Source organism: Plesiomonas sp. PI-19, assembly GCF_021368255.1.
Taxonomy (GTDB): Bacteria; Pseudomonadota; Gammaproteobacteria; order Enterobacterales; family CAMTGL01; genus Plesiomonas; species Plesiomonas shigelloides.
The window spans coordinates 2,039,468-2,064,374 of sequence record NZ_JAJNMQ010000001.1 but is presented as its reverse complement, the minus strand read 5'-3'; the positions used below and the strand labels follow the sequence as shown (position 1 = coordinate 2,064,374).

Genomic DNA, 24,907 nt, shown 5'->3' with positions numbered 1-24,907 from the left:
GTACCCCTCTTAGAGAGTGTCCGTGCCGCCTGTGGAAGGGGCGGTAACGTAAAACAGAAACGAAAGACACGGAGAAGCACACAATGTTAGCTTTTATTTCGTTTGTCGGTTTTACCCTGTTCGTGGCCGGATTTGCGTATTACAAAACCCATAATGCTCATCTGACCGATTCCGCCGAAGGCTATTTTCTGGGCGGACGTTCGCTGACCGGCATCTATATCGGCGGCTCTATGCTGCTGATGAACCTCTCCACCGAGCACTTGGTCGGCTTAAATGGCCTGTCATTTCGCACCGGTTTTATCGTTATGGCGTGGGAAGTGATGGCGGCGATGACCATTGTGTTATTCGCTATCGTATTCTTGCCGAAATACTTAAAACTGGGGATCTCAACCATTCCCGAATACCTTGAACGGCGCTTTGATAAGCAAACGCTGACCATCACTTCGATTTTATTCTTGGGGATGTACGTGATTTCGCTGCTGCCGATCGTGCTGTATACCGGGGCGATTGCGCTGGAAAGCCTGTTTCAAGTCTCGCATGTGTTCAGCGTGGATAAAACCACCGCGCTGTGGATCATGGTGTGGGGCGTGGGCGGTTTGGGCGCGATTTACGCGGTATTTGGCGGGATCAAAGCCATCGCGGTGGCCGATACCATCAACGGGGTGGGCTTGATCACCGGTGGCTTGATGGTAACGCTGTTTGCGCTGGCCTATGTTGGCGACGGCAACGTGTGGACCGGCATGGTTGAGGTGTACACCAATAACCCTGCCAAGTTTAACTCCATCGGCGCGGAAGATTCGCTGGTGCCGTTCTCCACCTTGTTCACCGGTCTTATCATCTCCAACATGTTTTTCTGGTGTACGAACCAGTCGATTGTGCAAAAAGCGCTGGGAGCCAAGAATCTGGCAGAAGGACAAAAAGGGGTTCTGCTGTGCGCCTTTTTCAAACTGATGATCCCATCCATCATCATTTTGCCGGGCATTATCGCCTTCCATATTTTCCAAGGGCAGATTGATAATCCTGATAACGCGTACCCAAATCTGGTGCAACTGGTGTTGCCGGAAGTGTTGGTGGGGTTCTTCGCCGCCGTGGTGGTGGGGGCGGTATTCTCAACCTTCAGCGGCGGTTTGAACTCCTCGGTGACATTGTTTACCGTCAATATCTTCAAAAAATCCCTCAAACCGGATGCGACCGAAGCGCAAACCGTTGCCGTGGGTAAATATCTGGGCTTAGGACTGGCGTTGATTTCCATGATCGTGGCACCGCTGGTGGCGAATGCGCCAGATGGCCTGTTCTACCTGATCCAACAGCTGCAAGGTATTTTCAACGCGCCAATTTTGAGCGTGGTGTTGGTCGGTTTGCTGACCAAACGCGTACCGGCAATTGCTGCCAAGCTGGGGCTGCTGTTCGGCATGTCGGCCTATATCCTGTTTAATTTCGTGTTCAAGGTCGATATCCACTTCTTCCATCTGCTCGGCATTTTGTTTTTGCTGAACGTGGTATTCATGCTGCTGATTGGTCACTTCTTCCCGCAAGAGGCCTATCAAGAGGTGTACACCAAGCAGGTGGATATTCAGCCGTGGTCGCTGGTGCGTCCGGTGGCGGTGCTGATCACCTTGGGTTCGGTGTCTATGTACGTGTTCTTGGCGCAAAACGTACCGGGCTGGTTGATGGCGGTGTATTACACCTTCGCGGTGGCTGCGCTGGGTTACGTGTTCTGGGGCATTGGTCGTGAGCTGTTTGGTATGCAGCGTAATCAGCCGATGGTGCCAGAGTTGGAGGATGAGGCTTAATTGCGTACCACAATTTGGGGATGCCGAGTATTGGCCAACCTAAGTTGAGTGTCATAACGCCCCTGCGCTAACGCTTTGACGTCGTGCGGGGGCGTTGCTATTTGGCGTGCCTTGGCTAGCGAGAGTCAGGGGATGTTCAGAGAACAAGATAAAAAATGACAAGATCAAAAGGAGCATTCCGGTGATGGATGAGTCGTTGCTGCCCAATATCTGCCTGTTTTTATCGCAAATCGACCCGTTTGATGCTTTGCCAGATGCGGTGCGCGCCGAGTTGGCGGCGCAGATTGATATTTCGTACTGGGTGCAGGGGGAAACGCTACCGGCCACATTATTGGTGGGACAAGGGCTGTATCTGGTGCGAAGCGGCGCGGTCGAGCAGCGCCATCCTGATCGCACCTTGCGCGCCCGTCTGGGCAGTGGCGATTTGTTCGGATTTAGTCAGCTAGAGCGCGAGGGCGACAGTGCCTACAGCGTGACCGCATTGGAAAATACCTTGCTGTACCGCATCCCCAAAGCGGTGCTGTATCAGGTGATGACCGACAATCCGGCGTTGCAGCACCATTTTGCCACCGCCGAGCATCAGCGTCTGGCCGGCGGCCAGACACGTACCAGCCTTACCGACGATGATTTGCTGTACCTCAAGCCGGTGGCCGAGATGGTCAATCGCGATATGGCCGTAGTGACGCCGCACACCTCGATCAGCGCCGCTGCGCGCGAGATGGTGCGCTGTCATCGCTCCTCGGCGTTGGTGATGGACGATGAACGGCTGCTTGGCATTATCACCGATCGCGACTTGACCAAGCGGGTGGTCGCCGAGGGACGCGACCTCAACGGCCCAGTGGCCGAGGTGATGACGGTGTCGCCGTGCACCATTGATGCCCGTGAACCGCTGCTGCGCGCCGTGGAGCTGATGATGCAGCATAACGTGCGCAGCTTGCCGGTGGTGGAGCTGGGCAAGGTGTGCGGCGTACTGACCGCCACCAGTTTGGTCAGCAAAAGTCGGGTGCAGGCGGTGTTTCTGATCAGCCGTATTTATCGGCAAGAGTCCGTCACCGCGCTACGGGCGCTGGGCGTGCAGCGCCAAGCGATTTTTGAAGCGCTGGTGGAAAATGGCGCTCATGTGCGCACCATTCAACAGATGATGACCCTGATTGCTGATGCCTTTAATAAGCGTTTACTGCAATTGGCCGAGCGCGAGCTGGGCGCGCCGCCGTGCGACTATGCGTGGATGGTGGCCGGCTCTCAGGCGCGCCAAGAGATGCACCCACTCTCGGATCAAGACAACGCCATTATCACCGGTCGGCCGGTCAGCGGCGAAGAGAAAGAGTATTTTCGCCGACTGGCGGAGTGGGTTTGCTATGCGCTGGCCGAGTGCGGTTATCCACTGTGCCCAGGGCATATGATGGCGTCAAATCCGCAGTGGTGTACCGATATTCGTACTTGGGAAGGCTATTACCGGCACTGGGTGCGAGAGCCTGAGGCCGAGGCGCTATTGAATGTCAGCGTATTTCTCGATTTGCGGGCGCTGTATGGCTCAACGGCGCTGGTCGAGCGTTTGCAACGCTATCTGTATGCCGAAACGGCGGCCAATCGACGCTTTATTGCGGTGCTAGTGGCCAATTCGCTGAGGATCACTCCGCCGCTCGGCATGTTTCGCCAGTTTGTGTTGGCGCGCGATGGCGAAAATCGCAGTGTGTTGCACATTAAAAAGCAGGCGGTGAACCTGATTGTCGAATTAGCCCGCATTTATGCTTTAGCCGGTGCTTGCCGAGCCACCGATACTGACAGTCGCCTCAGTGGCGCGGTGCAGGCCGGTATTATTAGCGAAGGCAGTCGGCGTGAGCTGTGTGAGGCGTTCTATTTTATCAATCAGGTACGTTTTACCCATCAGCGACAAGCTATGTTGCAAGGTCGCCGCCCTGCTAACAGCGTATCGCCTGCGGATTTAACCCAATTTGAGCGCAACCATTTGAAAGACGCCTTTCGGATCATTGCACGTACCCAAGAAGCGGCGTTGCAGCGTTTTCATGCGCAGGGGATCTTGCGATGAGCATATTTAGCGCCTTGCGCCATTTTCGCCGCGCCCCCCTGTCGCGCTTGGCCTTACGACGTGAGCACTTCCTTACATTGCAAGCTGCGCAGCCTTTAGTTCATCAGTTTTTATTGCCGCCATTGCCCGCCAGCGAGGCCGACCCGTGGTCGTTGGATATGCTGGTGTTGGATATGGAAACCACGGGGCTAGATGCGCAGCAAGACAGCGTATTATCGCTCGGGATGGTGCCGATCCGTGCTGGCATGGTGCAGCTGGGCCAATCACAACACCTGTATTTGGATGCTTGTGCGCAGGTGCGCGCCGATACGGCAGTGATTAACCACATCTTGCCGCAAACCCTGCAACAAGGGATGAGCGCCTCACAGGCGTTGATGCACCTGTTCACTGCGCTGGCCGGTCAGAATAGTGCTTGCGCTATGGCCGATGTTGAGTGCAGCGTTAGGGGCGAGGGTCAACCGCATGGCGCAACGCGTACAGAGCCTGCGCATGCTGGTTTTCCCATTTTAGTTGCGCATGGTGCGGCCATTGAACGGCAGTTTTTGCAGCAGTGGGTGAGCGCCTGCTTCGGCCTACAGGCGGAGCTACCGCTACTGTGGCTCGATACCTTGGCTTTGGAGCGTTCACTGGCGGGTAATCGACATTCAGCACGGCGAGATTATCGGCTCAGTGAGATTCGCCGCAGTTACGGATTGCCCGCTTATCTGGCGCACAATGCCCTAGCCGATGCCGTCGCGACGGGGGAATTGCTGTTGGTACAGATGAAACACATCTTTGCCGGTCGGCGTCCACAATTGAGTGAGCTGTACCGGCGTAGTCTGTCGTGACGCGTTAAGGTAAGCGGGTACTCACGTACCCAGTTTGAGCAGCAAGATCCCCGCTAAGATAGTCAGGCCAGCTAACAGTCGCCGCCGCTGTAGCGGCTCGCCGAGCCACACAACCGAAAGCAGTAGCGCGAACAGCACGCTGCTTTCACGTAGGGCCGCGACTAAGCCAATCGGAGCCTGACTCATCGCCCAAATTACGATTCCGTAAGCGATAAGTGACAGCGCACCGCCAATGGCACTGCGCACCAACACCCGACGCCCCGGTCGCCACCAATGCACACCGGCATAGTGGCGTAGCAAGAATGGCGTGAGCAACGCGGTTAAGGAAAACAGCCACAGCGCATAGCGGATCGGCATATCACCGGCTCGAGCCCCCATGCCATCAGCCAGCGAGTAGCCGGTGGTGCACAAGGCGGTCGCGCCGATGGTGGCCATTAAGCGCACTCGGCTTACTGTTGGGGTTGGCGTAGCTGTGGTTTGCGGCGTTCCCGCTATCGGTGACGCAGCGCGCACCGCGCTGGCTCGCGCCATCAATAAAATGCCGCCAATCAGCACTACCGCGCCTAGCGCCGCCGTTTCGGGGGGCCATTCACCGAGCAGCACTGCACCGGCCAGCAGGGTAAGTAACGGTGCGCTGCCGCGTGCGAGAGGATAAATCTGGCCGAAATCCCCCAATTGGTAGGCTTTGCCTAAAAATAAGAGATAACCGGTGTGCATCAGGAGTGACAGCATCAGCCAAGGTAATTCGGCCGCTTGTGGCAAGCCGAACCACGGCAGTGGCAACAGGGCAAATACCCCCGAAAACAGGGCGACCCACTGTACCCCGGTTTGTCCTTGTGGATGACGTTTGGCCAGCGCGTTCCATAGCGCATGTAAAAAAGCGGCCAGCAAAATTGCGGCAAATACGCTACCGGTCACGTCATTCTATCCCTATGAATTAAAAATTTATTTTACTGATTTCGTGCTAGGCAGAATGCGAACTATCTCATGTCCTGTTGTCTCGTGTTCCGCGGTGTTGTTATCTGCTGTTTTGCATTGACCCGCCGACCGCTTGACCTGCCGTTTCATGCATTTCATTTCACCCCGCAGGGTTCTCTCTTTTCCTTCTTTCTCTCTATTTTCCTTTTTCTCTTACGTTGGCTCTGCGTGTTACGCGAGCTGTCTATTGGGTTTGTGGCGCAGTGAATTGACGTGGTGCGATGGGGGATGAGTGCGGTGTTGTGACTTCTGGCGAAACAAAAGTTCCTGTCTGATCACATGTTGAAATTTTAAGTTCAAAAATCATTGTTAGTGAAATAAATATTCCGTATCGTGATTGCTATGAAATGCCGGAGCGGGGAGATCGCTTGGGTGAGCACCAAGGATCATCCGGCGAAAATCATCCGGCAAAAGTAAGCGCAGCCTGCACTTTTGCTGTTTACCCAGCGGGTAATGGAGAATGGAGTCAGTCATGAACAGTGAAAAAAAGTTTGATCTGATTTGTATGGGGCGAGTGGCGGTAGATTTGTACGGCCGGCAGATTGGCTCTCGTCTGGAAGATATGGGGAGCTTCGCCAAATATCTCGGCGGTTCATCTGGCAACGTTGCTTTTGGCACCGCGCGCTTGGGGTTGCGCTCTTCCATGCTGGCGCGGGTGGGAGATGAACATATGGGCCGTTTCCTGCGTGAAGAGCTAAATCGCGCAGGATGTGATACCAGCCATCTGATCACTGACCATGAACACCTGACCGCCTTGGTGCTGCTGGGCATTAAAGACCAAGAGACTTTCCCGCTGATTTTCTACCGTGAAAATTGTGCCGATATGGCGATTACCCGTGCCGATGTGGATGAAAACTACATCGCTTCTGCACGTTGTTTGGCGATCACCGGCACCCACCTGTCACACCCGAAAACTCGCGATGCGGTACTGACTGCGCTGCACTATGCCCGCCGTCACGGCGTACAAACCGCCATTGATCTGGATTACCGCCCGGTACTGTGGGGGCTGACATCCTTAGGGGACGGTGAAACCCGGTTCATCGCCGATGAGCAAGTTACCGCGCAGCTGCAAGAGGTGTTGGGGCTGTTTGACTTAATCGTTGGCACCGAAGAGGAGTTCCACATTGCCGGTGGCTCAACCGATACCATCGCTGCCTTGCGTAAGGTGCGTGAGTTGACCGGCGCGGTACTGGTGTGCAAGCGCGGTCCGCTCGGCTGTTCGGTCTTTACCGATGCTATTCCGGCGACGTTGGATGAGGGGATCACCGTACAGGGTGTGCGCGTGGCGGTACTGAATGTGTTGGGCGCGGGCGATGCCTTTATGTCAGGTTTGCTGCGCGGTTATTTGCGTGGAGAAAGCTGGGAGCAAGCGTGCGCCTATGCCAATGCTTGTGGCGCATTGGTGGTATCACGCCACGGCTGTGCGCCAGCGATGCCGACCGCCGAAGAGTTGGACGACTATCTAAGCCGCGCCGCAGAAGTGCCGCGTCCGGATCTGGATGAGCGTCTTAATCACTTGCACCGCGTGACCACGCGTTCTCAGCGCTGGGATGAGCTGTGCGTGATGGCCTTCGATCATCGCAGTCAGTTTGTCGATATGGCGCGTGAGACCGGCGCGCCGCTCAGCCGTATTTCGCAGCTGAAATCGCTGATCTATGCCGCCAGCCGTCGCAGTGCTGAGATGGCGGGGCTACAAGGGCAAGCAGGGTTATTGTGCGATAGCACCTACGGTCAGGATGTGCTCAATGATGTTACCGGTCGCGGCTGGTGGATTGGCCGACCGATTGAGCTGCCAGGGTCACGTCCGCTGGCGTTGGAGCACGGCGATATTGGCTCTCAGCTGGTGAGCTGGCCGCTAGAGCACGTGGTGAAGTGTCTGGTGTTCTTCCATCCCGAAGACCAACCACAATTGCGCCGCGAACAAGAGTGTATGGTCAGCGAAGTGTATAACGCCTGTTGCCAAAGCGGCCATGAGCTGCTGTTGGAAGTGATTTTACCGGCCAACATGCCGCGCACCGATGATCTGTATCTGCGCGCCGTACAGCGCTTTTATAACCTTGGCATCAAACCAGATTGGTGGAAGTTACCGCCGCTGCAGGCTGAAAGTTGGCAGACGTTGGATGCCTTGATTGCCGAGCGCGATCCACATTGTCGCGGTGTGGTGCTGCTTGGCTTGGATGCGCCAGAAAGTGAGCTGGCCGCCGGATTTGCCGCCTCGGCAGCGTCCAGCCGCGTGAAAGGATTTGCCGTGGGCCGCACCTTGTTTGGACAGCCGTCACGGGATTGGCTGGCCGGCAACATTGATGATGACACCCTAATTGCGCGGATCAGTGATAACTATTTGCGTCTGATTGCCTTGTGGCGGCAGCGCAAAGCGCAGTGATTTGCCTCTGAAGAGCTCATCACTTGGGCTTTTCAGAAGATTGGATCAGAAAACCATTATTGAGCTTGTTACGGAAATCAGGATTTAAAACATCAAACCTACATTGATTTGATACCGGGATTCGATACCGGAACCGTCTTATCTCAAGGAGCACGATCATGACCGTACAACTGGGCATTAACCCGCTGACCTGGACCAATGACGACCTGCCTTCTCTGGGGGCGGAAACCCCGCTAGAAACCTGCCTGAGCGAAGGTAAACTGGCTGGTTTCGAAGGCTTTGAACTCGGCAACAAGTTCCCGCGCCAAGCCAGTTTGCTGGGCCCGATTTTGGCGCGTCACCAACTGAAACTGGTGTCTGGCTGGTACTCCGGTGAACTGCTGACGCGCAGTGTGGAGGAGGAAATTGCCGCAGTGCAAGATCACCTGACTTTACTGCGCGAGCTCGGTGCCAACGTGATGGTGTTCTGTGAAGTGACGGATTGTATTCACGGTAAGCAGCAAGTGCCGGTCAATCAGCGTCCGCATTTCCCTGCCGAGCGCTGGGCGGAATATGGTGCCAAACTGACCGAGTTTGCCCGCTATACCCAAAGTCAGGGGGTGCAGATTGCCTATCACCATCACATGGGCACCATGATTGAAACTGAGCAGGATATCGATCTGCTGATGCAGCATACCGGTGAGGAAGTGGGATTGCTGCTGGATACCGGTCACCTGACTTTTGCTGGGGTTGATCCGGTAGCCGTGGCGGCGCGCTGGGCAAAACGCATCAACCACGTGCACTGTAAAGATGTGCGCCCAGCGGTCTTGGCCGAAGTGAAGAACAAAAAAATGAGCTTCCTCAATGCGGTACTGGCCGGTGTTTATACCGTACCGGGTGATGGTTGTGTGGACTATCCGGCGGTATTCCGTGAGCTTAAGCGGGTAAATTACCAAGGCTGGTTGGTGGTGGAAGCGGAGCAAGATCCAGCGATTGCCCATCCGCTGACTTACGCGCGCCTTGGCTATAACAATTTACATCGCTTTGCCGAGGATGCCGGCTTGCTGTAAGGGTCACCTAAGCGCTCATCGGGTTTAGGTGAGCGCGCATTGTTCTAACCGCGATTGTTCTAACCACGATTGCTGTCACCCTTATTGTGGTCACCACTCAGCCGGTATGCTCGCCATACTGGCTGTGATTGCATCTAAACCGCACTTTTTAAGTCTCAAATTTAACCGCGATATTTACATGCTAAGGTTTAAGGAGCTGAACATGCCAAGCCTGTTATCCCGTTACCAGCAGCCTGATGCCACCGGGCAAACTCAAAATATCACGCCGGCGCGGGCGGGCTGGCAGCATGTCGGATTTACTGTGTATGAATTGCAAGCGGGCCAGCAGCTGTCGTTTGCTGCCGATAGCGATGAGCGCTGTCTGGTATTACTCGGAGGGATGGCGAGGGTCACCACGCCACATGTTGAATATTCTGCAATCGGTGAGCGAGATAACCCATTTGCCTGTGAATCGGCGCAGTCTGGCGGGCAGCATAAAAAGCCCTATGCCGTATATGTAACGCAAGGCGATAGCTGCCAGATCACCGCCTTATCGCCGTTGGAGTTGGCGGTATGCCGTGCACCGGGCAAAGGCACCTATCCCTCGCGTCTGATTACACCGGTGGATATCGGCGCGGAAGCGCGAGGCCGTGGTCACAATCGGCGCTATGTGCACAATATTTTGCCTGACACCGCGCAGGCCGATAGTTTGCTGGTGGTGGAAGTGTTCACCGAAGAGGGCTGTACCAGCTCTTATCCTAGTCATAAGCATGACACCGCCAATCCACCACACGAAACTTATCTGGAAGAAACCTATTACCACCGTATCAACCCGCCACAGGGTTTTTGTTTCCAGCGCGTGTACACCGATGATCGTTCGTTGGATGAGTCGATGGCGGTGTATGACAAAGATGTGGTGATGGCGCCGCGCGGTTATCATCCGGTCGCGACGTTGGCCGGTTACGATAACTATTATCTGAATGTGATGGCTGGTCCTGTGCGCCAATGGCGTTTTACGTGGGAGCCCGAGCATGCGTGGATCAACACCGAGGCGTATGCATAACGCGCTACTGACTCTCATCCATACAGCAAGGAGGCATACCGCCTCCTTTTTTGTGTCTATGATTTTGTGTCTGCGATTTTAATCCTTGTCATTAACCTTAACTGGCCGAGGTCGGTGCGGTAGCCGATTGACCGAAAGAAAGCAGAGTATAAATGTGACATCTCGCCGTGCCTGAGTAACAAAAAACACCGTATTCCTGTTATAAATAAAAAAGCCATAAATCGGGCGGGAAAGAGTTTTTATTTTTTGTACTCGACATCTCACTTTCATGCATTAGCAGATGACGATTTATTATTCCCTCTCCATAATGAGTTTGTTCACTGAAATAGATATATTTTAGGGTGAAAATAAAATGGCTAACTCAAATCAGTCTAAAAGTTGGGTTACACTAGACCACAAAATCGCTTTCTTTGTTCCTGCTGCATAATCTCTTTGCCAGATATGCGTCATGCATCTCTGCGCCTGCATACAGTCAATTATAACTATAGTGCTCCGAAAATAATTATTTCGGCGGTTAGTGATTTATTGATTGTTAATTAACACCAGATTCGTTGTGAGTCCAATTTATCTCGAGCTAGTGGCTCGGCGGGATATTATTCGCCTATAACATTAACTTTTCGTTGCGATTAAATATTCCGTTTAATTTATCAAATTAAATAAAATAAGGTCATACCATGGAAAACTTCAAACACTTACCAGAGCCTTTCCGTATTCGTGTTATTGAGCCAGTAAAACGTACTACCCGTGCCTATCGTGAAAAAGCGATTGTTGATGCAGGGATGAACCCGTTCCTGCTCGACAGTGAAGATGTGTTTATTGACCTGCTGACAGATAGCGGCACCGGTGCGATTACCCAAGACATGCAGGCGGCGATGTTACGCGGTGATGAAGCTTACAGCGGTAGCCGCAGTTACTATGCGCTGGCCAATGCAGTGAAAGATATTTTCGGGTATGAGCTGACTATTCCAACCCACCAAGGGCGCGGTGCTGAGCAGATTTATATCCCGGTATTGATTAAAAAGCGTGAAAAAGAAAAAGGGCTGGATCGCAGCAAGATGGTGGCGCTGTCTAACTACTTCTTTGATACCACGCAAGGCCACACGCAAGTGAATTGCTGTGTAGCGAAAAACGTCTACACCAAAGAAGCGTTCGACACCTCGGTGACGGCAGATTTTAAAGGTAACTTCGATCTGGAGAAACTGGAAGCGGCGATTCTGGAAGCCGGTCCAGCTAACGTCCCTTATATTGTCAGCACCATTACCTGTAACTCCGCCGGTGGTCAGCCAGTATCTATTGCTAACCTCAAAGCAGTGTATGAAATCGCGCGTAAATACGATATCCCCGTGATCATGGACTCCGCGCGCTTTGCCGAAAACGCCTACTTTATTCAGCAGCGCGAGCCGGGCTATCAAGACTGGACCATCGAAGAGATCACCCGCGAAACTTATAAGTACGCTGATGGTCTGGCGATGTCTGCCAAGAAAGATGCCATGGTACAGATGGGCGGTTTGCTGTGCTTTAAAGATGAATCCATGATGGATGTGTACACCGACTGCCGCACCCTGTGCGTGGTGCAAGAAGGCTTCCCGACCTACGGTGGTCTGGAAGGCGGCGCGATGGAGCGTCTGGCTGTGGGTCTGTACGACGGTATGCGTCAGGAGTGGTTGGCCTATCGGATCCAGCAGGTACAGTATCTGGTGGATGGTCTGGAAGCGATCGGCGTGGTCTGTCAGCAAGCCGGTGGTCACGCGGCATTCGTGGATGCAGGCAAACTGCTGCCGCACATCCCAGCCGATCAGTTCCCAGCACATGCACTGGCTTGTGAGCTGTACAAAGTGGCGGGGATCCGCGCGGTGGAAATCGGCTCTCTGCTGCTGGGTCGTGACCCTGCAACGGGCAAACAGCATCCATGCCCGGCTGAGTTGTTGCGCCTGACCATTCCACGCGCAACCTATACCCAGTCGCACATGGACTTCATCATCGAAGCGTTCCAAGAGGTGAAGAAAAATGCCCATCATGTGAAAGGGTTGGAATTTACTTATGAGCCAGCCGTATTACGCCACTTTACGGCACGCTTGAAAGAAATTGCCCCTGCTAACGTGAAAGCGGGCGCTGAATTAGAAGCAGCACTGTAAATCTCTCTGAGCGCAACAGCAATGTTGCGCTCTTTTTTTGCGTAAAAATAATAAATCCCCCCGATAATCTGAATAATGAGAGAGCACAATATGGAACGGAGTCCCTCTTTAATAGGTGGTTCTTGTATTATTGCCAGTGTGTGTGTCGGTGCAGGTATGCTGGGATTACCCAGTTCCGGGGCCGGAGCATGGACGCTGTGGTCAATTTTGGCAATCGCTATTACCATGGTGGTGATGACGATATCTGGCTGGATGCTGCTAGAAGCCTTTAAACATTACGATCTGAAAGTCTCTTTTAACTCCGTTACCAAAGAACTCCTCGGCGAGAAAGTTAATTTCTTCAATAATCTGACCGTCTATTTTGTCGGCGGAATATTACTGTATGCCTATATCACTTCCTCTGGGTTAATTATTCAAGATTTGATGGGGATAAACAGTAAAATTGCCTCCGTTTTATTTGTGCTCTGTTTCTCATTATTCGTTTGGCATTCCACCCGCGCCGTAGACCGTATTTCGGTTATTTTGATTGCCTTCATGGTATTAAGTTTCGTGTTCGGCGTTTCGGGTTTAGCCAGCAAAGTGAATTTGTCTATCTTGTTCGACTCGGTGAGCCAAGAACATCAGTATGCGCCGTATGCGATGGCGATGTTGCCGGTAGCCCTGACCTCGTTCGGTTATCACCATTCGGTGTCCTCTATGCGCGCCTATTACGGCTGCGAGCATAAAGCCAAGCGCGCCATTTTGGGCGGTACGGTGATTGCGCTGGCGCTGTATTGCCTGTGGTTGGTGAGTATTTTTGGCAACTTACCACGCGATCAGTTTGGTCCGGTGATCCAACAAGGTGGGAACGTTGATGTGCTGTTAAAGCAGCTGGGCAGTGTGATTGAATCGGCTAGCATTGCTAAAGCTATTCATGCGTTCTCTATGGCTGCGATTCTCTCATCGTTCATTGGTGTGGGTCTTGGGGTGTTCGATTTTCTGGCGGATTTCTTCAAGTTTGATGACACCAAAGTGGGCCGAACCAAGTCTTGGGCCGTCACTTTCTTCCCACCGCTGTTGATGTCATTGCTGTTTCCTTTTGGTTTCGTGGTGGCAATCGGTTACGCAGGTGCGGCCGCCACCGTATGGGCTTGTATTATCCCCGCGTTGCTGGCGTATAAATCACGTGCTATGAAAGGTGGAAAAGAGGGCTTCATCGCACCAGGTGGCCAGCCGATGATCATTATGGTGATTCTGTTTGGTCTGCTGACGGCCGTGTTCCATTTTCTGTCTATGCTGGGGCATCTGCCGGTCTTTAATGGCTGATGGTCTACGGTGTTAGGTCATGTCACCGATGAGGTCTGGCCTAACACTGCGTTTTGTTCCGCTGTATTTGCCGTATGCGTCCCGGTATGCGGCTTTTTTGTCTCTCTCTTTCCCTCTCTGTTTTCCTCATAAGTTTTCCCTGTCTGACTTTTACTCCGAGTGTTGATGAGCTGTTTAATCGTCCGCCGTTAGGGTGCTCGGTTTTCTGGGGGGGATGGCGTGTTCTGAAAACTAAGCGCTGAGTCATTGCAGAAGGGCTAGCTTCATTCCTGTCAGTATGTCGCACTACACATCAGAAGCAGTAAAGTTATGCTAAAATTGTTACCATTAAGCAATACCCTCGTTTCTTGCGAACTCAAGAGCGTCGTAATGGAAAGAGGGGGACGGACACGCAGGCAAGGCGAAAACAGCCTTCGCTGACCAATATCAGGACGATGACGCAGAGACAGTTATTCTGCACTGGCGTGAGCAGTACGTGATCAGAGTGCGCATGATCAACGCGGTGTACTCGCTTTACGCTTTTATAATCAAAACCTTAATACAGCCGGACTTGCACTGTTGTCCGGTTTTCGCAGATGGAACAACATGGATAAAAAAACTGCAGTCAGTTTACTGGTGGCCGCATCGTTATTAGCCGGTTGCGCGGCAAAACCTGATCAAGCGCAAGCGAGCAGTGCGGTCGATAGCCAGATTAATGACCCGTTTGAAGGGTTTAACCGTACGATGTGGAAATTCAACTACGACGTACTGGACCCGTATATTCTGCGTCCATTAGCGGTCGGTTGGAGTAACACCCCTAAGCCGATTACTTCCGGCATTCGTAATGTGCTGAGTAATCTGGATGAGCCTGCTTCAGCAGTGAACTACTTGCTGCAAGGGCAGCCCAAAGAAGCCATTGTCCATTTCAACCGCTTCTGGATTAACAGCACCTTTGGTCTGTTAGGTCTGGTCGATGTGGCTGGCGCTGCCGGTATGCAAAAAGAAAACCAGCGTGAGTTTGGCCATGTGCTGGGCCATTATGGCGTCGGTTTTGGTCCATACGTGATGGTGCCGGGTTATGGCTCATTTACACCACGACAGGACATCGGCGGCTTGGTGGACTCCACCTATGTACCGTTGGCGCTGATCACACCATGGGGTAGCGTGGCTAAGTGGGCGTTGGAAGGCATTGATAGCCGTGCGGATGCGCTGGATAAAGATGCTCTGCTGCGTAATTCGCCAGACTCGTATATCTTGTTCCGTGACGCTTATTTCCAAAATCAGAACTTCATTGTCAGCGGTGGCCGCGCGCCGACCACTGAAAATCCGAATGCCAAAGAGCTCAACGACGTCATTGATGAAATTGATTGATGCGATGACATTGTGCTGAGAGGTTTGATGTTATGACAACATGGTCGACAGGCCAGAAACGGTCAGCCATCATTGACGCTAAAGCAAAAAATAAAGGCACCGTTAGGTGCCTTTATTTTTTTTATCCTGCAATGGCGACTGATGCGTGGATCAGAAGCGGTAAGTCACTTGCACACCGGTCAACCAGATATCACCGCTGGCTTGTCCGGTGAATGTCCCCATCATGCCCGCTTGTGCATCGTTCGCGATGTGTGGACGTGGCTCAGAGACATCCGCTTTTTTACCGGCAATGTAAGTCAATGCGGCATCAACAGTCAGGTTCGGGGTGAAATCATGGCCAATACCGGCGCTGAACCAGTAGCGATCCATTTCTGGAATACTTAAGGTACGGTTTGCACTATCAACCGCTGAGCGATCGTAAGCAACACCACCGCGCAGGCGAGTGCTATCGTCCAGTGTATAAGTGGTACCTAACGCTAAGCGGTAGCTATTACGCCAGTTTTCAACTTTCACCGTGTCATTACCCAGACCTTGGATATCAGCAACCAGTTCTTTGAATTTGCTCCACTCGGTCCAGTTCAGGCTACCGTGCACCGCCCATTGTGGGGTGATCTGATGGAATGCCGCCAATTCAGCGCTGGCAGGCAAGGTCAGTGGCAATACACCAGGATATTGACCATTGCGTTGCTGCATCGCCATATCATAAACCAGTCCTTCAGCGTGTCCGCTCAGGTCCAGTTTAATTTGTGAATGGTAAGCGGCACCGATGCGGGTATCTTTTGTTGGTTGCCAAACAGCACCGGCTTGCCAACCCCAGGCATGGTCATCGCCTTCCATGTATTTGAGGGTTTTACCGGCAAATGGTCTAGTTTGTGGCAAGGCGTTCAGATAGTAAGGCGCGCTAGCACCAATTGAGCCTTCACCTTGTACGTAGCGAACACCGGCGCCCAGTTGCCATTCGTCACTCAGTTTGTAAGCAATGTTCGGATTAAATTCAACCGTGCGAACTTTGGTGTGGTTACCAAACTGGGTGCCAGCAAAGGAGCTTTCCAGATCGGTCGACATACCAAAGTTAGAATTGATGGCTAAACCTGCAAACCAACGCTCGTTGATTGGCATTGCTGCATAGGCATTCGGGATCCACGCATCACCGGCTACATCACGAGCCTGGGTTGCGATTTTGGTATGCAGTGGCGTGGTAGTGGTGCCTTTCAGGTCGATATTCGGGTTAACGTAAATCGCGCCAGCAGACACATTCAGCGAATCGAATTGCGCCAACAGCGCTGGGTTACGGGCTTGAGCGGAAGCATTGTCAGCGATGGCGGCTTCACCTGCAAAGGCGCGGCCAAGGCCAGTAGCTGAGTATTCAGCTAATTGAAACCCTGCGGCATGGGCTTGCATTAACAGTCCACCGGAAAGCGCACCGGTAATCAAACGCGCAATATTCTTCTTGTTCATTATAAGTAGATGTCGTTGGAATGGAGAAAATGTGTATCGGCATGGTAGTGCGCTCAATCCCTAATACAAATCTTCTTCAGTAATGGGTATAAAAACAGAGTTTAAAACTATAATTTTTTAATTAAATGAAGTTTTATATCGAATGTCAGCGAATGCTTGTACGCTCAAATTGAATTTCAGCGTACAGCTGTTTTTCACGGTGTACGCTGAAATTGGTTGATTTTAAAGCGATTTTTAAGCGCGATGATGCTTATTACATGCCGATTTATAGAATCGCTGAAGTATTTTAGTTCGCTCAATAAGCTATCGATATATCAAAATGAATGGGAATATTTTGTTGCCGCTGTGCGCCATTACGATGAGTTGATAGTAATGTTAGGCAGGAGTAACAGGTACAAAAAAGCCGGTCATGATGACCGGCTTTTTGCATTCAGAAAACATCCCCGAGAATGCATGGATGTATCCGATACGCGATATTAGAAGGTGTAGTTCAGACCCACGCTGTACAGGTACGCATCACCCTTGGAGTCAAACTCGGAAGGAATGGTGACTGGACCAACAGCTTGGTTCTCTTTGAAGTTAGCACCGCGGCCGTTCAGGTACGCAAAGCCAGCATCTACACTCAGGTTCTTATCGAAGGCATAGGTCGCACCCAAGGTGTACCATACACGATCCTGATCTGGGATAGAGATGGATGGATGCTCTTTAGACGCTTTCTGGTCGTAGGCGAAACCTGCACGGAAAGTCCACTCTGGGCTGTAGTAGTAAGTACCACCCAGCGCATAACGGTAAGCGGTTTCAAACTTCTCGTCTTTTTGCAGACATTCTTCCGGACGGCACTGGCTGCTGGTGGCTTTCAACTCTTTGAAAGAGTCCCAACCGGTGCGCATGATACCGTAGCTCAGAGCAAACTGTTGATTCAGACGGCTGTAGCCAGAGATTTCCCAGATATCAGGCAGATCTACTTTCAGGTTTGCTGGAACAGTGTTAAAGCCGCTTGGTGTTACTGAAGAAGTACCACGGTAGTCACCGTCGAAATCCAGCTTCACTTTAGAGCGGTAGGTCAACGCCAAGCGGTTGGCTTCGTTGATTTCCCACATCGCACCAATGTTCCAGCCAAATGCCCAAGTATCACCCTTCAGATAGGAGATCTCAGTCGATGGGGAAGGCAGTTTGGAGATGGAGCCCAGTACTGGATCGGAGCTCAGGATCCCTGCGTGACGAACCAGTTCCGCATCAGCGTATACTGCGTTCAGACCTAAACCTAAGCTGAACTGTTGGTTAACGCGGTAGGCCGCACTTAAGTTAGCGTTAACGGTAGTCAGGTCAGTTTTACCACCCAAGAAACCGGCGTTGAAATTGCTTGGGAAGTCAGTGGCCAGACCGTAGTTTGAGAACAGCGCGCCACCTAAGGCCCATTGTTCATTGATTGGATAAATAACCGCACCAAACGGCACTACGGCAGAAGGAGCGATATCGCTAGCGTTAGCGCTGTATGTTTTTCCTGGGATTTTGCCCAGAGGTGGACGAGATGTCGTGCCGTTAACATCCACTTCTGGATCGATATAGGTTAAACCACCAGAGATAGACGGCGCATCGAACATCATCATGGCGGCTGGGTTGCGGATCACGACTGCGGCGTTGTCGGCCACGGCACCTTCACCGGCGAAAGCACGACCCAGACCGGAAGCGGAGTGCTCACCAATCTGATAGCCGGCGGCGCTGGCATTGGCGGATAATAAGGCCACTGCGGTAGCCAGAGCTGATTTGGTTAACAGGTTCTTCTTGTTCATATACAGATTCTCTGTCTGTGATTATTATTTGCGGTCCCCCCTTCATGGAGGGTTGCGCGGATTGTAGGGGCTTAGCCGGTCTGCTGAAATCAGACCAGTGGTCAATATAAGCGCAAAATAACCTTTTGTTAACACTTTTTCAGGCTGTTTTGGTCGAAAAACAGACTCATATTGACCATGAGTAACGTTATCATTTTTAATTGGATAAAGATGATAATTAAAAGTTTATTGCAAACAGGTATTTATAAATATTTCAACTGAAACGTAGATATTACGCGGAATGTGAGCTGAAACGTGGATTTTTTCACGCTGATTCATTCAGATAATACATAATTCAATCTTTTGTTAACACTTGAGCAATCAAATCCAGTGCTAAAAATGAAGCACATAATTCCTGTTGGGTCAGACTGATGAGCCGTGTATGATAATCCCATACCTTATTTGAGGTTTTGGCTGTTTGATTTTATTCGGCTCACGAGAGGACCTATTTATGTCTAATGATATCTGCCGCGCACAAGAAACCGCTGCTTGCTGCTGTATGGATGTTGGCACCATTCTGGATAACACCGATTGCACTGCTAGCCTTGAGAAAGTTTTTGCGACCAAAGACGAGGCGGAAGCATTTTTGGCCAAATGGACTCAAAAAGCTCGTGATATCGAATCTGAACCGTGTGATATCACCAGCGATATCACTGAGATTGCTGATGGTTTCAAGCTGAGTGCAGATTTCTCTTTCTCCTGCCAAGCTGAAACGATGATTTTCCAGCTGGCGCTGCGTTAATCACGCGATAAACCTGCATGCGTTGCGGGTGTTGGTCGCACCGTGTAGGGCGAGACTCTAATGCTTGTCTGCCGATACGGTAAAATAGCGAACAAAATAAAAGGCCGTATCCTTGGATACGGCCTTTTTTCATGCATCTTTTCTCTGGCGCCTTTTCTCATGTAGCGCATTGTTAATGCACTCGGAGAATCGGATTAATCCTTGTCATCCAGCTTGAGGCTGATTTTCGGAAAATCATCATCTCGGCGTAAATCAGTGACCGGCGTACTGACTGTCGGTGCACTATTGCTGTTATAGCTGCGGATCCCACGGATTCGATGCAGTAACTGGCGCAGTGTCTGCGGATTCCAGCTGCTCTTATTATCTTTGCTACGGCGCAAACGGGTTAGCTCGCGATCGATAGCATCGCCACTTGGCAATTCGGCAAAGTGAGTGAACTTGCGCCCCGGCCAACGTTGACGCGCCCATTGGCTGAGCGCGCGGGTGATCTGCGCCGGCTCATGGCTGTTGAGAGCTTGCTCTAACTCCAACCAGGCTTTTTCTTCCGGCTCCGGCTCACTTGGCATCATCAATGACAGGCGGCTCAGCTCGTTACGCAAGCTGCGTTTTTGACTGAAATGCCAGTACAGGCCACCGGCCAGTAAGAAACCACCGAAGATCGCAATGTAGCCAAAGAGGTTGGCGTAGTTCTCTTTCGGTTTCACCATCGGCACAACCGGCTGACTGAGCGCTGGATTACTGCTGATCACCAGCGGCTGAGCTGCCAGTACGGCAGTTTCGGCTTTTTCGGTCTGGGTATTCCACCAGGTCAGGCTGATTTCAGGCAGCATCACATTATTGGCGGTGCGTTTCGGCATCAGAATATGGCGAATTTCCAGCTCGGTTTCCCCATTGACGGTGCGGCGTTGTTCCACCGGTTGGGCATGTAAACTGAGTTCGGCAGGGTAGACAATCTCTGGCATCACCAGTGGCTTATCACCCAACCCACGAGCGCGCAGACGGATGGTACGGGTCAGTGGCTCCCCGACTTTCGCGGCAGTAGGCTGTGGGAACCAAGTCTCTTCTAACGAAACTTTCTCCGCTGGCAGCCAGTTGGCGGCTAAATCTTTTGGCAGTGGGCGGACGTTCAGCGTAACCGGCATGGCTTCCGCGTAGGCATTCAGCGGTGGCTGCAATTGGCTGCTACCACGCACAGTACCGCGAAAACGAATATTGCTGATGGTGATGTTACCCGGCTCATGCGCCATGATTTGATAGCGGCGGCTGACAATCTGGTAGCGGTTACCATCGCGCATTAAGCTCCAAGAGCGGTCTTGGCCAACTTGGCGCAAGGTGCCGTTGCTGAGCTCAGGCGTAGAGAGCACGCCATCGAGCAATTCGCTGGCCAGTTCCAAATCGATATCCAGATATACCGCTTCATCTGGATAGGCGACCGGCTTAGACAGGCGCGTATTCAGTACCGCTTGATCCAAGGTGATCACCGGTTTTGCTGGCTCGGCAGGTACTTCTTCTTTTTTCTCTTCCACTTTTGCCGGCACCACATTAAAGGCCAGTGGCTGGCTGGCGATGTTATCGATAGTCAGTGCCGGAATTTGGTAATTACCGGTTTGATCCTGCATCAGCGTGGTTTTCCAGCGGGTTGCCGCCGGTTGCTTTTTATCGGCAGGGATCTGGTTATATTCGGTGTTACCGACCACAAATGACTGCCCAAACAGCGGGGAGAGATCCAGCGCCTCATTGGGCAGCAGATCATCGGCGGTGATGGTCAGGGTAAAAGGTTGCCCTTGTTCCACCGGCTCTTTATCAATACTGATATCCAGTTTGGTCAGGGCCTGTGCCAGCGGGCTGAGGCTCAGGCAGAGCAAGGCTATCCCTGTTTTCCAGAGTGTTATTGAGCGCAAGGTATCGCGTACCATCAGCATAATGGTGACTATGTCCGAATCGAGTGAAATAACACGCATCCTGTAACCGGTCGATAACCGGCCACGTATCAGCACAAACAGAGCGGCGTATTGGCGACGCTGTAATGGAAACTTTTCCTAGAAAAAAGTAAGCAAAAAATATGCCTTATCTTAGAAAGGTCAGGCAAGGTAAGGGAAGTAAGGAACAAGGTGGAGGAGGTGAGTCCGCCTTATCAACTCGCGAATGCAGGCCACGGTGAGAGTTAGTCACGGCCATCGGTGGCCGTAGTCATTGTGGCTCGTGGTGCGGGTAACAATTGACACCGCGCAGTCAAAAAAATGACAGCGTCATTGCGTCTTCATTGTCGGTGTGGTTGGCCTTGTGGCGAAACACGAGGGAAAGATCTTCAACTCACCGACTAAGCCATTTCTGCCTCAAACAGTTGTTTGAATATTGTGAACAAGAGGTTACACTCAAAGTGTTCAGGTCTGACCAGCACGGCAGACTGGCGCGCCTATTTCTGAAAGGAGTTCACATGAAAGCGGTACAAAACCTTACCACGCGTAGCGGTGAGCGTATTGCGGTGGTGGCAGGATTACGCACCCCGTTTGCCCGTCAGGCGACGGCATTTCACGGCGTACCGGCGTTGGATCTGGGAAAAATGGTGGTCAATGAGCTGCTGCTGCGTAGCGGCCTCGATCCACAACTGATCGATCAAGTGGTGTTCGGCCAAGTGGTGCAGATGCCCGAAGCGCCCAATATCGCCCGGGAAATCGTGTTAGGCACCGGAATGAGCGTTCATACCGATGCATATAGCGTTTCGCGCGCCTGCGCGACCAGTTTTCAAGCCGTCGCCAACATTTGTGACAGCATTGTCAGCGGCACGGTCGAAACCGGCATCGCCGGTGGCGCCGATTCCTCTTCCGTACTGCCGATTGGCGTGTCGAAAAAATTAGCGCGTGCATTGGTGGATTTAAATAAAGCGCGCAGTCTCAGCCAGCGATTGAAGATTTTCTCCAGCCTGCGTTTGCGCGATTTACTGCCGGTTCCTCCGGCGGTGGCAGAGTATTCCACCGGCTTATCGATGGGGCAAACCGCCGAGCAGATGGCCAAAACCTATCACATTAGCCGCGCCGAGCAAGATGAGTTGGCGCTGCGCTCGCACCATCTGGCTGCGCGTGCTTGGGCCGATGGCTTGCTGGCCGATGAAGTGATGACAGCGTATTCGGCTCCGTACAAAGCGCCGCTAGAAAAAGATAACAATATCCGCAGCGACTCCACACTTGCCGATTATGCTCGTCTCAAGCCGGCCTTTGATCGCCGCCACGGTACGGTGACGGCAGCAAACAGTACGCCGTTGACCGATGGCGCCGCTGCCGTCATGTTGATGAGCGAAGGGCGCGCCAAGGCGCTTGGCCTGACCCCGCTCGGCTTTATTCGTAGCTATGCTTTTGCGGCTATCGATGTGTGGCAAGACATGCTGATGGGGCCGTCTTATGCCACGCCACTGGCGCTTGAGCGTGCTGGCGTCACCTTATCCGATTTGACCTTGATTGACATGCACGAAGCCTTTGCCGCGCAAACCTTGGCTAATTTGCGGATGTTTGCCAGTACGGATTTTGCACGCGATAAATTAGGCCGTAGCCAAGCCATAGGCGAAGTGGATATGGACAAATTCAACGTGCTGGGCGGCTCTTTAGCCTATGGTCACCCGTTTGCGGCCACCGGCGCGCGGATGATCACCCAGACATTGCGTGAGCTGAAGCGCCGTGGCGGCGGATTAGCATTGAACACCGCGTGTGCCGCCGGCGGATTGGGCGCCGCCATGGTATTGGAGAGCGAATAATGACTACACAAAGCGCATTTTCCTTAACGGTCAGGGATGACGGGGTCGGCGTGCTGACCATGGATGTCCCTGGCGATAGTGTTAACACCTTGAAAGCTGAGTTTGGCGAACAGATCCGCGCGATCTTATCCGATCTGAAAAATCGTAATGATGTTCGCGGTTTGGTGCTGATTTCCGGCAAAACAGACTCTTTTGTCGCTGGTGCGGATATCAGCATGTTGGCCGCCTGCCGTAGCGCTGATGAAGCGGCGACCTTATCGCGTCAAGGGCATGCGGTGATGGCCGAGTTGGAAGCACTGCCGTTTACTGTGGTGGCGGCGATTCATGGCGCTTGCTTAGGCGGTGGGCTAGAGCTGGCGCTGGCTTGCCACGCTCGCGTGTGTACCGAGCATGATAAAACCCAACTGGGGTTACCAGAAGTGCAGCTCGGTCTGCTGCCTGGATCTGGCGGAACGCAGCGTCTGCCGCGTCTGATTGGCGTTGCCAAGGCCTTAGATCTGATGCTGACCGGGCGCAGTGTACGGGCAAAATCAGCGCGTAAAATGGGGCTGGTGGATGATGTGGTTCCGCCGAGTATTTTACTGCAGGCCGCTGCGGAGCTGGCGCTACAACCGAAACCGAAACGCAGTAAACCGGGCGGTGCGATGGGCTGGTTGCTGGAAGGCAACAGCGCGGGGCGTAATCTGGTGTTCAATCAGGCGACTAAGCAAACCTTAAGTAAAACCCGTGGCAATTATCCCGCGCCTGAGAAGATTTTGGATGTGGTGCGCTGTGGCTTAGAAAAGGGCATGGCCGCCGGTTTAGAGGCCGAAGCGCGTGAGTTCGGTGAGCTGGTAATGACCCCAGAGTCTGCTGCACTGCGCTCGATTTTCTTTGCCACCACCGAGATGAAAAAAGAGCGTGAAGCGGGCGCAACACCGCTGCCGCTCAAGAGTATTGGCGTATTAGGTGGCGGCTTGATGGGCGGCGGGATTGCCTTTGTAACCGCCAGTAAAGCCGGGTTACCGGTGCGCATTAAAGATGTGGCCAGTGCGGGGATTAACCACGCGCTGCGTTACAGCTACGATATCTTGAACAAACGGGTGAAGAAGAAAATCCTGCTGCCTGCGCAGATGCAAAAACAGATGCTGATGCTTTCCGGCGGGCTGGACTACACCGCGTTTGCCGAGCGCGACCTGGTGGTCGAAGCGGTGTTTGAGGATTTGAAACTCAAACAAAAGATGGTGGCGGATGTTGAACAATATTGCCGAGTCGATACCGTGTTTGCCTCCAATACCTCCTCATTGCCGATCGGTCAGATTGCGGCGCAGGCGCAGCGACCTGAAAATGTGATCGGGCTGCATTATTTCAGTCCAGTTGACAAAATGCCGTTGGTGGAAGTGATCCCGCATGCCGGTACGTCGGCGCAGACCATCGCGACCACGGTCGAATTTGCGCGTAAGCAGGGCAAAACCCCCATTGTGGTGGCGGATCAGGCCGGTTTTTATGTTAACCGGATTCTGGCTCCGTACATGAATGAGGCGGCGCGCTGCCTGTTGGCCGGTGACAGTATCGAGCATATTGATGCCGCGCTGATGGATTTTGGCTTCCCTGTAGGCCCGATTACGTTGCTGGATGAAGTGGGCATTGATGTCGGCGCTAAGATTTCGCCTATTTTGCAAGAAGCGCTCGGTGAGCGTTTTGCTGCGCCTGACGCCTTTAGTGCCCTGCTCAAAGATGATCGTAAAGGGCGTAAAAATGGGCGCGGTTTTTACCTGTACGGCAAAAAAATGCGTAAAGGGAAGAAGCAGCCGGATACCTCCGTGTACAAGGTCCTGGGTGTACAGCCGAGCACCAACCAAGATCCACAAGAATTGGCCGAACGCTGTGTGCTAATGATGCTCAATGAAGCGGCACGCTGTTTAGATGAAGGGATTATCCGCAGCCCACGCGATGGGGATATTGGGGCGATTTTCGGGATTGGTTTCCCTCCGTTCTTAGGCGGCCCGTTCCGTTACATGGATCGCATCGGCGCTGCACAGCTGACAACCCGTCTGCAGGAACATGCGAAACGGTTTGGTCAACGCTTTGAACCTTGTGATCGCTTGTTGCAGATGGCGCAGGGGAATGAGAAATTCTATTCAGAATAATAAGATAACCTCCTTTAAAATCACTCCTTTTGTTAACCAGCCGTAAGGCTGGTTTTTTTATGTCGCCGCCACTGTTATGCTGCCGT

At 52.6% G+C, this 24,907-nt stretch carries 17 protein-coding genes; 13 read left to right on the top strand and 4 right to left on the bottom strand.

The window, feature by feature from the left end; genetic code table 11:
• The first annotated feature begins 83 nt into the window (after nucleotides 1-83).
• From LQ901_RS09215 to LQ901_RS09205, 3 genes are all read left to right on the top strand, one after another.
• Nucleotides 84-1,793 carry a solute:sodium symporter family transporter gene (locus LQ901_RS09215; protein ID WP_010862168.1) on the top strand — a complete coding sequence of 570 codons (1,710 nt, stop codon included), beginning with the start codon at nucleotides 84-86 and terminating at the stop codon, nucleotides 1,791-1,793.
• Nucleotides 1,794-1,977: 184 nt separating this feature from the next.
• Complete coding sequence (locus tag LQ901_RS09210) at nucleotides 1,978-3,843, top strand: DUF294 nucleotidyltransferase-like domain-containing protein (protein WP_233672179.1); 1,866 nt, start codon at nucleotides 1,978-1,980, stop codon at nucleotides 3,841-3,843.
• Nucleotides 3,840-4,670, top strand: coding sequence for an exonuclease domain-containing protein (locus LQ901_RS09205; RefSeq protein WP_233672178.1), 831 nt, complete (start codon nucleotides 3,840-3,842; stop codon nucleotides 4,668-4,670). The genes LQ901_RS09210 and LQ901_RS09205 overlap by 4 nt, the downstream gene beginning before the upstream one ends.
• A 21-nt stretch (nucleotides 4,671-4,691) precedes the next feature.
• On the opposite strand, the gene LQ901_RS09200 is transcribed toward LQ901_RS09205, so the two are convergent.
• Nucleotides 4,692-5,588, bottom strand: a complete 897-nt coding sequence (locus tag LQ901_RS09200) for a DMT family transporter (protein WP_152117386.1) — start codon at nucleotides 5,586-5,588, stop codon at nucleotides 4,692-4,694.
• 532 nt (nucleotides 5,589-6,120) lie between these two features.
• Between LQ901_RS09200 and iolC the strand changes: the two genes are divergently transcribed.
• The 7 genes from iolC to LQ901_RS09170 all read left to right on the top strand — a co-directional run bounded on the left by iolC (nucleotide 6,121) and on the right by LQ901_RS09170 (nucleotide 14,912).
• Nucleotides 6,121-8,031 carry a 5-dehydro-2-deoxygluconokinase gene (gene iolC / locus LQ901_RS09195; protein WP_233672177.1) on the top strand — a complete coding sequence of 637 codons (1,911 nt, stop codon included), beginning with the start codon at nucleotides 6,121-6,123 and terminating at the stop codon, nucleotides 8,029-8,031.
• A gap of 158 nt (nucleotides 8,032-8,189) precedes the next feature.
• The gene (iolE, locus tag LQ901_RS09190; RefSeq protein WP_064977412.1) at nucleotides 8,190-9,080 is read left to right on the top strand and encodes a myo-inosose-2 dehydratase; all 891 of its coding nucleotides are present in this window, start codon (nucleotides 8,190-8,192) and stop codon (nucleotides 9,078-9,080) included.
• A gap of 202 nt (nucleotides 9,081-9,282) precedes the next feature.
• Nucleotides 9,283-10,122 carry a 5-deoxy-glucuronate isomerase gene (gene iolB / locus LQ901_RS09185; RefSeq protein WP_064977413.1) on the top strand — a complete coding sequence of 280 codons (840 nt, stop codon included), beginning with the start codon at nucleotides 9,283-9,285 and terminating at the stop codon, nucleotides 10,120-10,122.
• Between the two features lie 352 nt (nucleotides 10,123-10,474).
• Nucleotides 10,475-10,549, top strand: a complete 75-nt coding sequence (gene tnaC / locus LQ901_RS16900) for a tryptophanase leader peptide (RefSeq protein ID WP_370635680.1) — start codon at nucleotides 10,475-10,477, stop codon at nucleotides 10,547-10,549.
• A 247-nt stretch (nucleotides 10,550-10,796) separates the two neighbouring features.
• Nucleotides 10,797-12,257 carry a tryptophanase gene (gene tnaA, locus LQ901_RS09180; RefSeq protein WP_152136002.1) on the top strand — a complete coding sequence of 487 codons (1,461 nt, stop codon included), beginning with the start codon at nucleotides 10,797-10,799 and terminating at the stop codon, nucleotides 12,255-12,257.
• A gap of 90 nt (nucleotides 12,258-12,347) precedes the next feature.
• Complete coding sequence (locus LQ901_RS09175) at nucleotides 12,348-13,562, top strand: aromatic amino acid transporter (protein WP_064977415.1); 1,215 nt, start codon at nucleotides 12,348-12,350, stop codon at nucleotides 13,560-13,562.
• Nucleotides 13,563-14,147: 585 nt separating this feature from the next.
• Nucleotides 14,148-14,912 carry an MlaA family lipoprotein gene (locus tag LQ901_RS09170; RefSeq protein ID WP_010862159.1) on the top strand — a complete coding sequence of 255 codons (765 nt, stop codon included), beginning with the start codon at nucleotides 14,148-14,150 and terminating at the stop codon, nucleotides 14,910-14,912.
• Nucleotides 14,913-15,062: 150 nt separating this feature from the next.
• On the opposite strand, the gene LQ901_RS09165 is transcribed toward LQ901_RS09170, so the two are convergent.
• On the bottom strand, nucleotides 15,063-16,370 hold the full coding sequence (locus LQ901_RS09165) for an outer membrane protein transport protein (protein ID WP_064977416.1): 1,308 nt from the start codon (nucleotides 16,368-16,370) through the stop codon (nucleotides 15,063-15,065).
• Nucleotides 16,371-16,846: 476 nt separating this feature from the next.
• On the bottom strand, nucleotides 16,847-18,163 hold the full coding sequence (locus LQ901_RS09160) for a porin (protein ID WP_064977417.1): 1,317 nt from the start codon (nucleotides 18,161-18,163) through the stop codon (nucleotides 16,847-16,849).
• A 490-nt stretch (nucleotides 18,164-18,653) separates the two neighbouring features.
• Here LQ901_RS09160 and LQ901_RS09155 point away from each other — a divergent pair, with 490 nt between their 5' ends.
• Nucleotides 18,654-18,944, top strand: a complete 291-nt coding sequence (locus LQ901_RS09155) for a YfcZ/YiiS family protein (protein ID WP_010862156.1) — start codon at nucleotides 18,654-18,656, stop codon at nucleotides 18,942-18,944.
• Nucleotides 18,945-19,138: 194 nt separating this feature from the next.
• Here LQ901_RS09155 and LQ901_RS09150 read toward each other — a convergent pair whose 3' ends face one another.
• Nucleotides 19,139-20,905: a BatD family protein gene (locus LQ901_RS09150; RefSeq protein ID WP_081632794.1), complete on the bottom strand. Its 1,767-nt coding sequence runs from the start codon at nucleotides 20,903-20,905 to the stop codon at nucleotides 19,139-19,141.
• A 476-nt stretch (nucleotides 20,906-21,381) separates the two neighbouring features.
• Here LQ901_RS09150 and fadI point away from each other — a divergent pair, with 476 nt between their 5' ends.
• Nucleotides 21,382-22,692: an acetyl-CoA C-acyltransferase FadI gene (gene fadI, locus LQ901_RS09145; RefSeq protein ID WP_152136001.1), complete on the top strand. Its 1,311-nt coding sequence runs from the start codon at nucleotides 21,382-21,384 to the stop codon at nucleotides 22,690-22,692.
• Nucleotides 22,692-24,821, top strand: a complete 2,130-nt coding sequence (fadJ, locus tag LQ901_RS09140; protein WP_233672176.1) for a fatty acid oxidation complex subunit alpha FadJ — start codon at nucleotides 22,692-22,694, stop codon at nucleotides 24,819-24,821. The genes fadI and fadJ overlap by 1 nt, the downstream gene beginning before the upstream one ends.
• The last annotated feature ends 86 nt before the right edge of the window (nucleotides 24,822-24,907 follow it).